Source organism: Bacillus sp. cl95, from assembly GCF_900115925.1.
Lineage (GTDB): Bacteria > Bacillota > Bacilli > Bacillales > Cytobacillaceae > Neobacillus_A.
Window position 1 is genome coordinate 496,468 of sequence record NZ_FOYF01000002.1, and the last position, 15,730, is coordinate 512,197.

The following is a 15,730-nucleotide window of genomic DNA, read 5'->3' on the forward strand; positions in this document are numbered from 1 at the left end:
ATGAACTCAAACAAAATGAAACAAACAACTTTTGAAGAAGCTAGTTATGAGAAATGGCAGGAAAAAGCGGAAGCAACTTTAAAAGGCAGGAAAATCGATTCTCTTGATACAAATACATACGAAAACATAGTCTTGAAACCGCTTTATTCCGAAGAAGATGGGGCGAGAAATGGCTATCCAGGGATTGAGGACTTCAGAAGGGGGAGTGGCATATTAGGTTATGTTGCTTCAAGTTGGAAGATTGCACAAGATATCCTATTCCACTCAATCGATGATTTGAACGAAAAGCTTAATAGAGTTTTTTCAAAAGGACAAACAGCTATCTCTTTTGATGTAAACGAAGAATTGTTTTCTTCAGAAAAAGAACTAGCTGCTGTCTTAATAAAACATGTAGCTCAATACCCTTTAGCGATAGATGCGAAAGGATTGCAACCAGCTTTTCTTTCCATCTTATTAAAGGCAGCAATTGATGAAGGCGTAACAGAGAAGGTAAGTGGCTATGTCGGTTTTGATCCGCTAACCATAATGGCTGAAGCGGGGACTATTCCAGAGGACCATTCCTTACTATTAGACCAATGGTGTAAAAATATTCAATATGCAGGTCAGCAACTTCCCAATCTTAGGACGGTCCTTGTAGATACCGCAGCATATAACAATACTGGTGCAAATGCTGTTCAAGAGCTTGCGGTTGCAATAGCAATGGGGAGCTATTATATAGAAAAACTTCTTGAACATGGAATGCAGTTGAATGAAATACTTGAAAAATTCATTTTCAAGTTTTCTATTGGTTCTAACTTCTTTATGGAAGTGGCTAAGCTAAGAGCGGCCCGTATTTTATGGAACAAAATTTCTGAAGCATATGGAGCACAAATAGATCGTGGAATGGAAATCACAGCTGAAACTTCTAGAATGAACAAGTCCCTTTTGGATTCTCGTGTGAACATGCTTCGTGCGGGCAATGAAGCATTTGCGGCAGTTCTTGGTGGTGTCCAATATTTGAAGGTTGGCTCGTACGATGAACTCTCTAAATCTTCTGAAATAGGAGAGCGGCTTGCTCGAAACACTCAGTGGATCTTAAAAGATGAGGTACATTTGCAAAAGGTTATAGATCCTGCAGGTGGCTCTTGGTATATCGAGAATTTGACGGAGGAATTGGCTGAAAAGGCGTGGGCTAAGTTTCAGAATATCGATGCCCAAGGTGGCATTCTTGAGGTATTGAAATCTGAAACCCTTCAAAAAGATATTGCTTTGGTTCGTCAACAAAGAGCGAAAGATGTACTTAATAGAAAGAAAAGTATTGTAGGCACGAATGTTTATGCAAATTTGGATGAGAAAGTATCCCAGGAGATTTTAAAACCATGTGGCCATTTATACACAAATGTTTCGTTAGAAGAACTCCTTCTAGAACTAGAACAAGGAAATGGAATCAGCCATCTTTTGAAAAAGAAAAAAAATTCAGCTGGAAATACATTTCAAGCTCTCAAAGGGATTCGGTTGTCCCGACCTTTTGAAGAAATGAGGCAAAAGGCAAGAAATTTAGCATTAAACAATGGTTGTGACCCGACAGTGGGGCTACTTTGTCTTGGAGAGTTAAAGGAATATAAACCACGGACCGATTTCGTGAGAGGTTTTTTAACAGCGGGAGGAGTCAAAGTCACCTTAAGTGAAAGTAACCTTTCATTAGAAGAAGCCAAAAGCTTCATAGAAAAATCTAATACGGAACACTTTTGCTTATGCGGTAGTGATGAGACATATCGGACCTTTGGAGTTCAGCTTGTTGAAAAACTCAAGCAATCATATCCAGAAAAGACGTTCTATTTAGCAGGGCTCCCAACTGCAGAAGATCAAGCAGTCTGGCTGGAAAAAGGTATAAAGCAATTTATTCATTTGAAGAGCAACTGTTACGAATCTTTATTGACATTACTAACAGAAATGGGGGCGGAAGTACATGAGGAATAAACCTAATTTCGCCAGCATTTCTCTTTTTGACACTCAGAAAGAGAAACGAATTTCAGACTGGAAAATAAAAGCTGAACAAGAAATTTCAAAATCAATCGATAATCTTTTGTTTGAAACAAATGAGCAAATCAATCTGAAACCGTTATATACAGAAGAAGACCTAGTAGGAATGGATCATCTCAATGATAAACCAGGAGTAGCGCCCTTCACACGCGGTCCGTATCCAACGATGTACGTAAATCGTCCATGGACGGTTAGGCAGTATGCAGGTTTCTCGACGGCGGAAGAAAGCAACGCTTTTTATCGAAGAAATCTTGCGATGGGTCAAAAAGGACTTTCTGTTGCTTTCGATTTGGCTACTCACCGCGGCTATGACTCTGATCATGAGCGAGTGGTTGGAGATGTTGGAAAAGCGGGTGTGGCGATCGACTCTGTGGAGGATATGAAAATATTGTTTGATGGAATTCCTCTCGATCAAATGTCGGTTTCAATGACGATGAACGGAGCGGTTCTTCCTGTCCTTGCTTTCTTTATCGTGACGGCTGAGGAGCAAGGAGTAGATAGCGCAAAACTTTCAGGCACAATCCAAAACGATATTTTAAAAGAATATATGGTTCGAAATACATATATTTATCCGCCTGATATGTCAATGAAAATTATTGCCGATATCTTTGAATATACTTCAAAAAATATGCCGAAATTCAACAGTATCAGTATTTCGGGTTATCACATGCAGGAAGCTGGAGCGCCAGCTGACATAGAATTGGCCTATACGCTTGCTGATGGACTGGAATATGTCCGCACTGGATTGAAGGCAGGTATAGAAATAGATACTTTTGCACCAAGGTTGTCGTTTTTCTGGGCAATCGGAATGAATTACTTCATGGAAGTAGCCAAAATGAGAGCAGCCCGTAGAATCTGGGCAAAGATGATGAAGTCGTTCAATCCTAAAAATGAAAAATCGATGGCATTGAGAACACACTCTCAAACATCGGGATGGAGTTTGACAGAACAGGACCCTTTCAATAATGTCATCCGTACTTTAATAGAAGCTCATGCAGCAGCGATGGGTCATACCCAATCATTGCATACGAATGCTTTGGATGAAGCAATAGCGTTACCTACCGATTTTTCAGCTAGAATTGCCCGTAATACGCAACTTTTCTTACAAGAAGAGTCTGGTATTACAAATGTTATTGACCCTTGGGGTGGTTCTTATTACGTTGAAACGCTGACGAATCAATTGATGGAGCGTGCGTGGGAACATATTGAAGAGATAGAGAGTCTTGGAGGAATGGCGAAAGCGATTGAAACTGGTCTTCCAAAGATGAAGATTGAAGAGGCGGCTGCAAGAAGGCAAGCTCAAATTGATTCCGGCAAAGAAGTAATCATTGGTGTGAATCAGTATAGACTAGAGCAAGAAGATGCACTGGAGATCCTTGAAGTTGATAATACGGCCGTCCGTTTAAAGCAGATTGAAAAACTGAACAGATTGAAAGCAGATCGCGTTGAAAGTAATGTTAAGGAAGCTCTTCAAGCGATTACTCAATCGGCTGAAAGCGGAGAAGGAAACCTTCTTGAACTTGCCGTACAAGCCGCAAGAGTAAGGGCTACCCTAGGGGAAATTTCGTATGCAATTGAAAAGGTTGCAGGTCGTCATAAAGCTATTATTCGCTCAATTAGTGGGGTATACAGTTCCTCCTATACGAATGATGATGAAATCGCTGTAGTGAAGGATATGACAGATGAATTTCTGGAAAATGAAGGCCGTAGACCCCGCATCATGATTGCGAAGATGGGACAAGATGGGCATGATAGAGGTGCCAAGGTTATTGCTACTGCTTTTGCTGACCTTGGATTTGATGTAGATATCGGTCCGCTTTTCCAAACTCCTGCAGAAACTGCCTTACAGGCTGTTGAAAATGATGTCCATGTCATTGGGATGAGTTCTTTGGCGGCTGGACACAAGACACTTCTACCTCAATTGAAGGAAGAATTACAGAAACTTGGTCGTGAGGATATCTTACTCGTCATTGGTGGGGTTATTCCAACACAAGACTATGAATTTTTATATGAAAATGGAGCTGCTGCCATTTTTGGACCTGGAACCGTTATCCCTATTGCTGCGCAAAAAGTAATTCAAGAGATATATAAGCAGTTAGGTTACGAGGAAGTGTCACTAGAAAATGGAGCAAAATAAGAAACGTCGAATTGTACCGAACCGCAAAAATGGACCTACGCTGGATGAGTTATATGAGGGTGTAATAACTCAAAATAGAGGATTATTAGCGCGTGCAATTACACTAATTGAAAGTAACGCTGAACATCATCATCAAGATGCGCAAGTCTTACTGCACAAAGTTCTTCCACACACTGGAAATTCCATTCGAATTGGAATTTCCGGTGTGCCGGGGGCCGGAAAAAGTACGTTTATTGAAGCCTTTGGATTACATTTGTGCCAATTAGGACACCGGGTAGCTGTATTGGCAGTCGACCCTAGTTCGAGTATAAGTGGTGGAAGTATTTTAGGTGATAAAACGAGGATGGAAGAATTATCACGTAACCCTCATGCCTTTATCAGGCCAAGTCCTACAGGAGGAAAACTTGGTGGTGTACACCGCAAAACAAAGGAGACGATACTTCTTTGCGAAGCTGCCGGATTCGATGTTATTCTTGTTGAAACCGTGGGTGTTGGTCAAAGCGAAGTAGCGATTCGTGGAATGGTAGATTTCTTCATGCTTTTAGCGCTAACGGGTGCTGGAGATGAATTGCAAGGAATGAAGAAAGGGATTATGGAAATTGCTGATGCCATTGTGGTGAACAAGGCTGATGGTTTAAATAAAGTGCGATCCATTCAAACGGCAATGGAATATAATCGCATTCTCCACTTCCTCCAACCTGCTACAGAAGGGTGGACAACAAAGGCTTTTACATGTTCAGCAATCGAAAAAGAAGGGATTTCGGAAATTTGGAATGTCGTCAAGAAATTTTCGGAGTTGGGTAAGGGAAGCGGGACTTTCTATAACAGACGCAAGAGTCAGTCCAAAGAATGGGTACATGCACTTATTACCGATCATCTTCATTTCCGTTTTTTCCATCATCCTGAAGTAAAACAGTTATTACCAGAAGTTGAACATGGCGTGATAGAAGGTGAATTAACGGCCTCTTCAGGCGTGGAGCAATTAATTCAAGTTTTTCTTAGTAGCGGAAAATAGAGAAAGGACAGCTCCATTTTCGTGGTGGCCATCCTCTCATAAAGTATGATGGGTTACATTCTTGATGTGTTTTTAATATAACCTTTCTATAGGTAACTTAAACTTTTTTCTCAAAACATTTCACTTTAATGGAAACCACCTCATGGAATTGGTATGATGATAAGGATAATGGTTATTAAAAGGAGTGACATATATTGAATATGGATTTTAATTTTTTTATGAACGATGTCGTTAAACAGGCACGTCAGGATATGGTTGAATCAGGTTATACAGAACTAACTACTCCAGATGGTGTGGAGGAGGCTTTTTCGAAAAAAGGTACAACTTTAGTCATGATCAATTCTGTATGCGGTTGTGCAGGTGGAATTGCCCGTCCGGCTGCAGCACATTCAGTGCATTATGATAAGCGTCCTGATCACCTCGTTACCGTGTTTGCGGGACAAGATAAAGAAGCAACAGAAAAGGCACGTTCTTATTTCACAGGTTATCCGCCTTCATCGCCATCTTTCGCACTTTTAAAAGACGGCAAAATTTGTACAATGATTGAGCGTCATGAAATCGAAGGCTTTGATGCAATGAATGTTGTATCTAAACTGCAGCAGGCATTTGAACAATATTGTGAAGAATATTAATTTGAAAGCTTATCCCACTTCTGGGATGGGCTTTTTTTATGTAATAAAGTATAAAAACCTATAAAATTTCACAATTTATTTGAGTGTAGATACAGCACGAAATATGCTACACCAATGAATTATGCTCTATGATATCTTTTTGAAATAGTCTATAAAGATTGTTCAATTAGATGGAATAAATCAGTTGCGTTTGTGCCTTAATCTCTTTCAGAATAATAAAATTATTTTTTAGTAAAGTAAATTTTTAATAATTTTATTGCATAAATATAAACTTGTGTTAAAATTCATTTAGGTGAATAAATATTAATTCTAGTTTTTACTTGTGTTTTGCTAGTCTTTCACTATAAAATATTTTTAATTAAGAAAAATAATAATTTTCAGTAAAATTATAGGGGGAAAACAAATATGAAAAAAAGTATTAGTATTTTCTTAATGTCTATCTTGGTTGTTGGATTACTTGCGGCATGTGGAACAGGCGGCAAAGAGTCAAATAATGCTACAGGCAAAAAAGAAGATGACAAGAAAGTTTTAGTAATGGGTACATCAGCTGACTATCCTCCATTTGAATATGTTGATACAGCTAAAGGTGAAGAAATTATCGGTTTTGATATTGATCTTGCTAAAGCTATTGCAAAAAAAGCTGGATATGAAATTCAAGTAAAAGACATTGATTTCAATGGATTAATTCCAGCGATTGAAGCTGGACAAGTAGACTTCGTATTAGCTGGTATGACTCCAACTGAAGAACGTAAGAAAAACGTTGATTTCAGCGATATCTATTATGTAGCTAAGAACATGATTGTTTCAAAGAAAGATAGCGGCATTAAGACAGTCGAAGACCTAAAGGGTAAAACATTGGGAGTTCAATTAGCTTCAATTCAAGAAGGTGAAGCTGAAGAAATGGCGAAAACCATTGACGGCCTTAAGGTTGAAAACCGTAATCGTATTCCTGAAATCATCCAAGAAATCAAAGCAGGCCGTTTTGATGCAGCTATGATTGAAGATACAGTTGCAAAAGGATACTTTAAAAAGAATCCAGACCTTAGCGGGTTCACAATGGAAGTTTCTGAAGAAGAAGCAGGTTCGGCAATTGCTTTCCCTAAGGATAGCAAATTAACTGAAGACTTTAATAAGGCATTAAATGAAATGAAAGAAAACGGCGAAGTTGACAAGCTAATTGTTAAGTGGTTTGGCGGAGAGTGATTCGAAGTTTCTTGCATGCCATTAACGTTCAGAGGGGAACATCTCTCTGAACGTTTTTATTCTTGGAGGAGATTTACTTTTTTTGTAAAAGGTGTGTCCCAAACGAATCGCAGTGCTCTTTAAAGAAAAGATAGAAAGGTTGGATATTAATGAATTTGAATTTTCTAGATATCCTACCATCCGTCCCTTACATATTAGAAGGCGTGGGAGTAACCCTCCGCATTGTCCTTGTGGCCGGATTGTTAGGATTTATTCTCGGTATCATTTTAGCTTTATTTAAAATAAGTTCAGTAAAAGTATTAAATTGGTTTGCGGATGCTTATACCTCTGTTTTCCGTGGCACTCCGCTAATTCTTCAGCTTATGCTTATATATTATGGTTCTCCTCAAATTGTTGGATATCAAATAGAGCCATATACGGCAGCTGTCTTAGCGTTTGCACTTAACTCAGGAGCGTATATTTCTGAAGTGATTCGCGGTGGGATTTTGGCAGTGGATAAAGGGCAACGAGAAGCGGCAATGGCTCTTGGAGTCCCTTATAAGAAAATGATGTGGGATATCATCCTGCCTCAAGCACTAAAAAATATCCTTCCAGCACTAATGAATGAATTTATTACATTAACGAAAGAATCAGCCATTGTATCAGTCATTGCAATTAATGATATTATGCGTCGTTCATACATTGTTGGTGGGGACAAGTTCTCGTTTTTTGAACCGCTCCTATTTGCCGGCCTCATTTACTATCTGATGGTCATTATCTTAACATTGGTAGGAAAAGCAATCGAAAGGAGAATGAGACGCAGTGATTAAGATAGATGATTTACACAAATATTTCGGTAAACTCGAGGTCTTAAAGGGAATATCGACAAGCATAAATGAAGGCGAAGTAGTAGCTATCATTGGTCCATCTGGGTCCGGTAAATCCACTTTCCTGCGTTGTATGAACCTTCTGGAAACACCTACGAGCGGGCGCATTTGGATTGGCGATGACGAAGTTACAAATAAGAACACAAATATCATGAAGGTCCGTCAAAATGTAGGGATGGTATTTCAACATTTTCACTTATTCCCGCATAAGACAGTTCTTCAAAACCTTACTTATGCACCGATGAAAGTGAAGGGTATTTCAAAGCAAGAAGCTGAAAAGATCGGTCATGAACTTTTAGCTAAAGTTGGATTATCTGAAAAAGCGAACGAATACCCTACTAGACTTTCTGGCGGACAAAAACAGCGTGTTGCCATAGCACGGGCTCTGGCAATGCAACCGGACGTAATGCTGTTTGATGAGCCAACATCGGCGCTTGATCCAGAGATGGTAAAAGAGGTATTGGAAGTTATGAAATCCCTTGCCCACACAGGCATGACAATGGCGATTGTAACTCATGAAATGGGATTTGCCCGTGAAGTAGCTGATCGCGTTCTGTTCTTAGATGGCGGAGTCCTTGTAGAAGATGCTCCTCCAGAAGAATTTTTCAATAATCCTAAGAGCAAACGTGCACAGGATTTCTTGCAAAAAATGCTATAGAAGATATATGCTATGGAAAAGATGATCTTATAGGTCATCTTTTTTCAGGTTTAGAATGATTAAATAAGACCATTTGGATTACTTTCTAAAAGTTCCTAATCTATATTTGAGAGAAATCAATGAATAGAATGTAGACAATATTTGTTTCATTGGAGATTTTTGAGGAGATGAATAATGAAGTTTCGTATAGGTTACCGAACGCTGAAAACAGCGGTTGGTACAGCAATCAGTATCATCATAGCCCAACAATTTGGACTAGAAAACTATGTTTCGGCAGGAATTCTTACGATTTTATGTATTCAAGTTACTAAACTTAAGTCATTGCGTACCTCTTGGGACAGATTCTTGGCTTGTGTCCTGGCAATGCCTTTCTCAGCGATCCTCTTTGAGGGAATTGCTTATCATCCAATCGTAATCGGGTTGATGTTATTATTTTTCATTCCAACAATCGTGATGTTTCGTGCTCAAGACGGTATTGTCACAAGCAGCGTTATCATACTGCATATTTATTCTGCCGGACAGGTGACGAATTCGTTGTTCTTGAATGAGTTCGGTGTCATCATCATCGGGATTGGAGTAGCTCTCCTAATGAATTTATACATGCCAAGTGTGGATCGTAAATTGGAAGAATATCAAAAAGAAATTGAAAAAAATTTTAAGATCATATTTTGTGAGATGGTCAGTTACTTAAGAGACCACGACAGCAAATGGGCAGGTAAGGAAATTACTGAAACGGCGACCTTATTGGATGAGGCTAAGACGCTTTCCTTTAAAGATGTTCAAAATCATTTTCTTCGTCACGAGAATCATTATTACCATTACTTTAAAATGAGGGAAAAACAGTTCGAAATCATTGAGAGAACTTTGCCCCTCGTTACATCACTCACACTAACAGTAGAACAAAGCAAAATGATGGCTGAGTTTATCGAGGAACTAGCCGATAATATCCACCCGGGAAATACTGCGCTCTTTTTTATTGGAAAACTGCAAAAAATGAAAGCTGAATTTAGCGAGATGGAGCTTCCCAGAACAAGAGATGAGTTTGAAACGAGAGCAGCTTTATTTCAACTCATGAATGAAATTCAACATTATTTACATCTAAAAAGTCTTTTTAAGGGAATTCCTAATCAACCATCGAATCAAAAGAACCTATATGATGCAAACTAGAAGTAAAAAGTTGGCAGGTGATGATGATGGTGAAACTGACCATGACTTTTCTTTTTACTTTTTTTATTTCCCCTCTTTGGCCGTTGGGTCCCAACCCGATACCTGGAGAGCCATTTGTGATTGTGAACAAGCAATCCAATGAGGTAGTCTTTATTCAGGATAATCGTATTCAAACGATTATCAGCGCAGCGACAGGGAAAACAGCAGACTTAACACCTGAAGGATTATTTACGGTTACAGTAAAGGCTAAAAATCCATATTATCGGAAGAAAGATATACATGGTGGAGACCCTTCTAATCCTTTGGGAACAAGATGGATTGGCTTTGATGCAAAAGGCACGGATGGAAGGACATTTGGAATCCATGGAACGAACGATCCTCAATCGATAGGAAAGTATGTTTCTCAAGGTTGTATTCGCCTGCAGAATGAAGCTATTGAATCCATTTTCGAATTTATTCCGCTTGGTACAAAGATATTAGTAGTGCCCAAGGCTGATTCATATGAAGACATTGCAAGAGAGTATGGAGCAATACAATAGAAAACCAATTGCAAATTAGTAGCAGCAAAAAGGACTGTCACATATCTCGTGACAGTCCTTTTGTTTCCAATAATTTATTAAAAAAGAGAAGCAAGTCCAATTAATAGAGTGGATGCTAGCATAGCAAACAACATCAAATAGACGATTACTTTTTGCATTTTACGATTTGACATTTTATTCACCTCTTTCAAAGAAATCCAAGTTTCACCCTTATATTTATTTTACTTTTAAAAGCCTATTCTCACAACTGCTTAAATTAGGAAGGAATTACGACATTTTTCTCGAATACTAAAATTGTCGAATAAAAAAGAAACTTCTAAATTGGAGTGAAATTTATGATTAAAAAAATCGATCATATTGGAATAGCCGTACATTCAATAGAATCTTCTCTGCCATTTTATTCAGATGTTCTTAAGCTTCCGCTTCTTTCAATTGAAGAGGTAGAAAGTGAACAAGTGAAAATTGCTTTTTTACAAGCAGGAGAAACAAAATTGGAATTGCTTGAATCCACTCATCCGGAAAGTCCGATTGCTAAGTTTATCGAAAAACGCGGTGAAGGTATACATCATGTGGCATTAGGAGTGACATCCATCGAGGAACGAATTTCTGAGATTAGGGAAAATGGAATAAAAATGATCAACGAAGAGCCTAAGATCGGTGCGGGAGGAGCATCTGTAGCCTTTATGCATCCTAAATCAACAGGTGGAGTATTATTTGAGCTTTGTGAAAAGAAAGGGTTGAATGTGAAATCATGACAAACATCTATGACAAAATTAATGAATTATATGATAAGCGACGGGAAGTTGAGTTAGGCGGTGGTGATGAGAGAATCGAAAAACAACATGAAAAAGGCAAGTTGACTGCTCGTGAAAGAATTGAGCTATTAGTGGATGAAGGAAGTTTTATCGAATTAAATCCATTTCTTGAACACCGCTGTACAGATTTTGGATTAGAAGGTCAAAAAGGACCTGGCGATGGTGTTGTGACTGGTTACGGAAAAGTGAATGGGCGACCAATCTATTTATTCTCCCAAGACTTTACTGTTTTTGGCGGTGCCTTGGGTGAAATGCATGCAAAGAAGATAGCAAATGTGATGGATTTAGCGGCCAAAAATGGTGCTCCGTTCATTGGTCTAAACGACTCAGGTGGTGCGAGAATCCAGGAGGGAGTTGTTTCCCTGGATGGCTACGGACACATCTTCTACCGTAACGCCATCTATTCCGGTGTCATTCCGCAAATCTCTGTCATCATGGGCCCATGCGCTGGTGGTGCGGTTTATTCGCCAGCCATTACGGATTTTGTTTTTATGGTTGAAAAAACAAGCCAGATGTTCATTACGGGTCCTAAAGTCATTGAGACGGTGACAGGTGAAAAGATTTCTCCTGAAGATCTTGGTGGAGCGAAAGTACATAACTCAATTAGTGGAAATGCCCATTTCCGAAGCGAAAGTGAAGAGGAAGTGCTGATGATGGTACGTCAATTGCTAAGCTATCTCCCTCAAAATAACGAAGAAAAGCCTCCGCGTCTTGATGGGTTGACAGAAAACGATGACCGTCCTGATTTAGTGGATGTTGTACCTTTTGATGCAATCAGACCTTACGATGTGAGGAAGGTTGTAGAACAAGTGGTGGATGAAGGTTCATTTATGGAGATTCATCAGGATTTTGCGAAAAACATTGTTGTCGGTTTAGCTAGGATCAAGGGAGAGTCTGTTGGACTTGTCTGCAATCAGCCTAAATTTATGGCGGGTGGTTTAGATATTGACTCATCGGACAAAGCATCAAGATTCATTAGATTTTGTGATTCTTTCAATATACCTATTATTACTTTTGAAGACGTTACTGGGTTCTTCCCTGGCGTTAAGCAGGAGCATGGAGGAATCATCAGACACGGAGCAAAAATCCTTTACGCTTATTCCGAAGCGACTGTGCCAAAGCTGACGGTAATCCTACGAAAAGCTTATGGTGGTGCTTACGTTGCGTTGAATAGTAAATCAATCGGCGCAGACCTTGTGTTTGCATGGCCTAATGCAGAAATTGCCGTCATGGGCCCACAAGGAGCAGCTAATATTATCTTCGCAAGAGAGATTCAAAACAGTGAAGATCCTGAGGCGGTTAGAGCGCAAAAAATTGAAGAGTATCGTGAAAAGTTTGCCAACCCTTATGTGGCAGCAAGCAGAGGAATGGTCGACGATGTCATTGATCCTCGTGATACGAGAATCAAGATCATTCAGGCGCTTGAAATGCTTCGCAATAAAAAAGAGTCGAGACCGGCAAAAAAACATGGAAATATCCCATTGTAATTGTTCACGTTCATTGGCTGAAAGTTTGGTTTCATGTATACTGATATAGTGAGTACATAATACGGAGGTTTCTAACAATGATTAATCATGAACGCTTATTAAATGAATTTTTAGAACTCGTGCAAATTGATTCTGAAACTAAATATGAAACAGAAATTGCCAAAGTTCTAAAACAAAAATTCTCTGATCTTGGTGTGGATGTTTTCGAAGATGATACAACTGCCGTAACTGGGCATGGTGCAGGTAATTTAATCTGTACCTTGCAAGGTACAAAAGAAGGGGTAGATACAATCTATTTCACTTCTCATATGGATACAGTTGTCCCTGCAAGAGGTGTAAAGCCTTCTATTAAAGACGGTTATGTTGTCACTGATGGAACAACAATTCTGGGTGCAGATGATAAAACTGGTTTAGCTGTTATGCTTGAAACGATTCGTGTCCTGAAAGAACAAAATCTTCCTCATGGAACAATCCAATTCATTATTACAGTTGGAGAAGAGTCTGGCTTAGTAGGAGCAAAAGCTTTAGACCCTTCCCTTGTAAAGGCGAAGTTTGGCTATGCATTGGACAGTGACGGCGCAGTTGGTAACATCATTGTTGCTGCACCTACTCAAGCTAAAGTGAATACAGTCATTTATGGAAAGACTGCTCATGCTGGGGTAGCTCCTGAAAAAGGTGTTTCTGCTATCACAATCGCTGCAAAGGCGATTGCAAAAATGCCACTTGGAAGAATTGATGAAGAAACGACTGCCAATATTGGAAGATTCGAAGGCGGAAAGCAAACGAACATCGTTTGTGACCGTGTAGATATTTTAGCTGAAGCACGTTCATTGCTTCCTGAGAAGATGGAAGCTCAAGTTCAAAAGATGAAAGAAGCTTTTGAAACGGTTGCAGAGCAAATGGGCGGAAGAGCAGAAGTAGATGTTCAGGTTATGTATCCTGGCTTTAAATTTGGCGCAGGTGACCACGTTGTTGAAGTGGCACGTAAAGCAGCAGCGAAAATTGGTCGCAGTTGTGAGTTGCTTCATAGCGGTGGCGGCAGTGATGCCAACGTAATCGCAGGTTTCGGTGTACCTACGGTTAACCTAGCTGTAGGTTATGAAGAAATCCATACGACAAATGAGCGTATGCCAATTGAAGAGTTAGGGAAACTTGCTGAAATGGTTCTTGCAATTATTGAGGAAGTTTCTGCTTAATCGTTTTTACAGCCTCTGCGGGCAATGCCTGCTTAGGCTGTATTTTTAAGGTAGGAGGATTGGACATGTCAGAAACGAATAAGTCTGTTGTTTTTCAAGTTGGTAATGAGGAATATGCCATTCAAATTCAATATGTCATTTCGATTGAAAAAATGGAAAGCATTACTCCGATTCCACATTTGCCTGAGTATGTTAAAGGTATTGTCGAAGTAAGAGGCGAGTTAATCCCGGTTATTGATTTTGAGAGCATTCTATACAATCGTCCATTGCTAGTGAATGAAAATGCGAGATTAATAGTGTTGAAAACGGATGAAATTTCCCTTGCTGTCCTTGTAAATGAGGCGAAAGAAATTATTGATATCCCAGAAGAAAAGCTGAAGCAAGTTGGATTGATAACATATTCAAAAACATCCTATTTCGTAGGGGTTGCAAACCTTGATCATAGATTGATCACTGTGATAAATCCTTCCTCCTTATTAAAATCTCTCGAAGGAATTGAGGAAATTAAGGATTACATGGCAAGCTACGTTTAATATCGAGCCCTCGTCGTTTGACGGGGGTTCATTTCTTTTTATGGAATTTCTAAATTAAAAGTCATCCGCCTCCAGCGCCTTTGGTTCTTGGTACCTTATCTTTTTTTTGATAGAATGAACCTATTATATTGAAGGATGTGCGATCGGCATGAAAGAGATGTATCCTAAAAACGGCCGAGTCATTTTACATGTCGATATGAACAGTTTCTATGCCTCAGTAGAGATGGCGTATGATCCTAAGCTTAACGGTAAGCCATTGGCGATTGCGGGAAATGTGGAGGAGAGACGCGGAATAATTGTTACTTGTAGCTATGAAGCTAGAAGTTTCGGTGTAAAGACGACAATGCCACTTTGGGAAGCGAAAAAACTGTGTCCGCATCTAGTCATAATGAAACCTAATTTCGAAAGATATCGAGCGGCTTCGATGGCGATGTTCGAAATCCTGCGTGAATATACGGAACTCGTTGAACCTGTTTCCATTGATGAGGGGTATATGGATATCACTTCTTGTTATGAAACGGGCAGTCCTATTGAAATAGCCCAGCAAATTCAAAGTCAAATTCTCAATCAATTAAGCTTGCCTTGCAGCATCGGAATTGCCCCAAATAAGTTCTTGGCAAAGATGGCTTCGGACTTTAAGAAGCCCATGGGCATTACTGTTTTGAGAAAACGCGATATTCCTGCTGTTCTTTGGCCTTTGAATGCAGGAGAAATGCACGGAGTAGGAAATAAGACAGCTGAGAAACTATCAACAATAGGGATTCAGACGATAGGTGACCTAGCTAAAGCTAATGACGTCCAACTTAAGTCACTTCTAGGCATCAATGGACCACGTCTCAAAGATCGAGCGAATGGAATAGATCCAAGACAAGTTGATCCAGAAGCCGTTTCGGACTTCAAGAGCATCGGCAATTCTACGACACTCCCACGCGATGTCTCAACTCAGCATGAACTATTGAAAGTAATAGATAGTTTGTCTGAAAAAGTTTCGGTGAGATTAAAGCGAAAAAAAGTTGTTGGTTCAAGTCTCAGCATCACCATTCGTTATAAGAACCGCATGACTGTTACAAGAAGCAGGAAACTCCTAAATACAGTGAACAAACAAGATGAAATTAGTTCGATTGCCAAAAGCCTATTTCTCAAGCATTGGACAGGTGATTCTGTAAGGTTGTTAGGAGTTACTTGTACAGATCTTGTTGATTATGATCATGCGGTACGGCAATTAGATTTGTTTTCCTATGAGAATGAAGCAAAGAAGGAACCATTATACAAAACCCTTAATCAATTGCGCGAAAAGTTCGGTAAGGATATAATCGATCATGCCGGTATGCATACGAAAGATTCTCCGAATATTGGGACTGAAACCAGTTTCAATAAAGATTTTTTGAGGGATTTTCCAAATAAGCAAAGTGAAGAAAAATAGCTGTTTAGACGATTAATGGCCAGCTGTTTTGGTGAAA

At 39.5% G+C, this 15,730-nt stretch carries 15 protein-coding genes; 14 read left to right on the top strand and 1 reads right to left on the bottom strand.

Annotated features, from left to right (window positions below; translation table 11 throughout):
* Positions 1-15 precede the first annotated feature (15 nt).
* The 9 genes from BMZ31_RS07715 to BMZ31_RS07755 all read left to right on the top strand — a co-directional run bounded on the left by BMZ31_RS07715 (position 16) and on the right by BMZ31_RS07755 (position 10,239).
* Positions 16-1,959 (top strand): methylmalonyl-CoA mutase subunit beta, encoded by a 1,944-nt coding sequence (locus BMZ31_RS07715; RefSeq protein ID WP_254778664.1) that lies wholly within the window; start codon positions 16-18, stop codon positions 1,957-1,959.
* Entirely contained in the window at positions 1,949-4,159 is a 2,211-nt protein-coding gene (gene scpA, locus BMZ31_RS07720; RefSeq protein ID WP_090831145.1) for a methylmalonyl-CoA mutase, read from the top strand. The genes BMZ31_RS07715 and scpA overlap by 11 nt, the downstream gene beginning before the upstream one ends.
* On the top strand, positions 4,146-5,174 hold the full coding sequence (gene meaB / locus BMZ31_RS07725) for a methylmalonyl Co-A mutase-associated GTPase MeaB (protein WP_090831146.1): 1,029 nt from the start codon (positions 4,146-4,148) through the stop codon (positions 5,172-5,174). The genes scpA and meaB overlap by 14 nt, the downstream gene beginning before the upstream one ends.
* Before the next feature lie 194 nt (positions 5,175-5,368).
* The gene (locus tag BMZ31_RS07730) at positions 5,369-5,806 is read left to right on the top strand and encodes a BrxA/BrxB family bacilliredoxin (RefSeq protein WP_090831147.1); all 438 of its coding nucleotides are present in this window, start codon (positions 5,369-5,371) and stop codon (positions 5,804-5,806) included.
* A 405-nt stretch (positions 5,807-6,211) separates the two neighbouring features.
* A complete protein-coding gene (locus BMZ31_RS07735; protein WP_090831148.1) occupies positions 6,212-7,009 on the top strand; it encodes a transporter substrate-binding domain-containing protein in 798 nt (265 codons plus the stop codon).
* Between the two features lie 149 nt (positions 7,010-7,158).
* Complete coding sequence (locus BMZ31_RS07740; protein WP_090831149.1) at positions 7,159-7,818, top strand: amino acid ABC transporter permease; 660 nt, start codon at positions 7,159-7,161, stop codon at positions 7,816-7,818.
* Positions 7,811-8,533, top strand: a complete 723-nt coding sequence (locus BMZ31_RS07745) for an amino acid ABC transporter ATP-binding protein (RefSeq protein WP_090831150.1) — start codon at positions 7,811-7,813, stop codon at positions 8,531-8,533. The genes BMZ31_RS07740 and BMZ31_RS07745 overlap by 8 nt, the downstream gene beginning before the upstream one ends.
* 174 nt (positions 8,534-8,707) lie before the next feature.
* Entirely contained in the window at positions 8,708-9,700 is a 993-nt protein-coding gene (locus BMZ31_RS07750; protein ID WP_090831151.1) for an aromatic acid exporter family protein, read from the top strand.
* A gap of 26 nt (positions 9,701-9,726) precedes the next feature.
* Entirely contained in the window at positions 9,727-10,239 is a 513-nt protein-coding gene (locus BMZ31_RS07755) for a L,D-transpeptidase (RefSeq protein WP_090831152.1), read from the top strand.
* A gap of 77 nt (positions 10,240-10,316) precedes the next feature.
* Here the strand turns inward: BMZ31_RS07755 and prli42 are convergent, their stop codons facing one another.
* Positions 10,317-10,412, bottom strand: a complete 96-nt coding sequence (gene prli42, locus BMZ31_RS20270; protein ID WP_175478029.1) for a stressosome-associated protein Prli42 — start codon at positions 10,410-10,412, stop codon at positions 10,317-10,319.
* Between the two features lie 162 nt (positions 10,413-10,574).
* Here prli42 and mce point away from each other — a divergent pair, with 162 nt between their 5' ends.
* The 5 genes from mce (at position 10,575) to BMZ31_RS07780 (ending at position 15,693) form a co-directional block, all read left to right on the top strand.
* A complete protein-coding gene (mce, locus tag BMZ31_RS07760) occupies positions 10,575-10,994 on the top strand; it encodes a methylmalonyl-CoA epimerase (RefSeq protein ID WP_090831153.1) in 420 nt (139 codons plus the stop codon).
* On the top strand, positions 10,991-12,541 hold the full coding sequence (locus tag BMZ31_RS07765; protein WP_090831154.1) for an acyl-CoA carboxylase subunit beta: 1,551 nt from the start codon (positions 10,991-10,993) through the stop codon (positions 12,539-12,541). The genes mce and BMZ31_RS07765 overlap by 4 nt, the downstream gene beginning before the upstream one ends.
* Before the next feature lie 77 nt (positions 12,542-12,618).
* Positions 12,619-13,737 (top strand): M20/M25/M40 family metallo-hydrolase, encoded by a 1,119-nt coding sequence (locus tag BMZ31_RS07770; protein ID WP_090831155.1) that lies wholly within the window; start codon positions 12,619-12,621, stop codon positions 13,735-13,737.
* A 65-nt stretch (positions 13,738-13,802) separates the two neighbouring features.
* The gene (locus BMZ31_RS07775; protein WP_090831156.1) at positions 13,803-14,270 is read left to right on the top strand and encodes a chemotaxis protein CheW; all 468 of its coding nucleotides are present in this window, start codon (positions 13,803-13,805) and stop codon (positions 14,268-14,270) included.
* A gap of 148 nt (positions 14,271-14,418) precedes the next feature.
* Entirely contained in the window at positions 14,419-15,693 is a 1,275-nt protein-coding gene (locus BMZ31_RS07780) for a DNA polymerase IV (protein ID WP_090831157.1), read from the top strand.
* Positions 15,694-15,730: the final 37 nt, after the last annotated feature.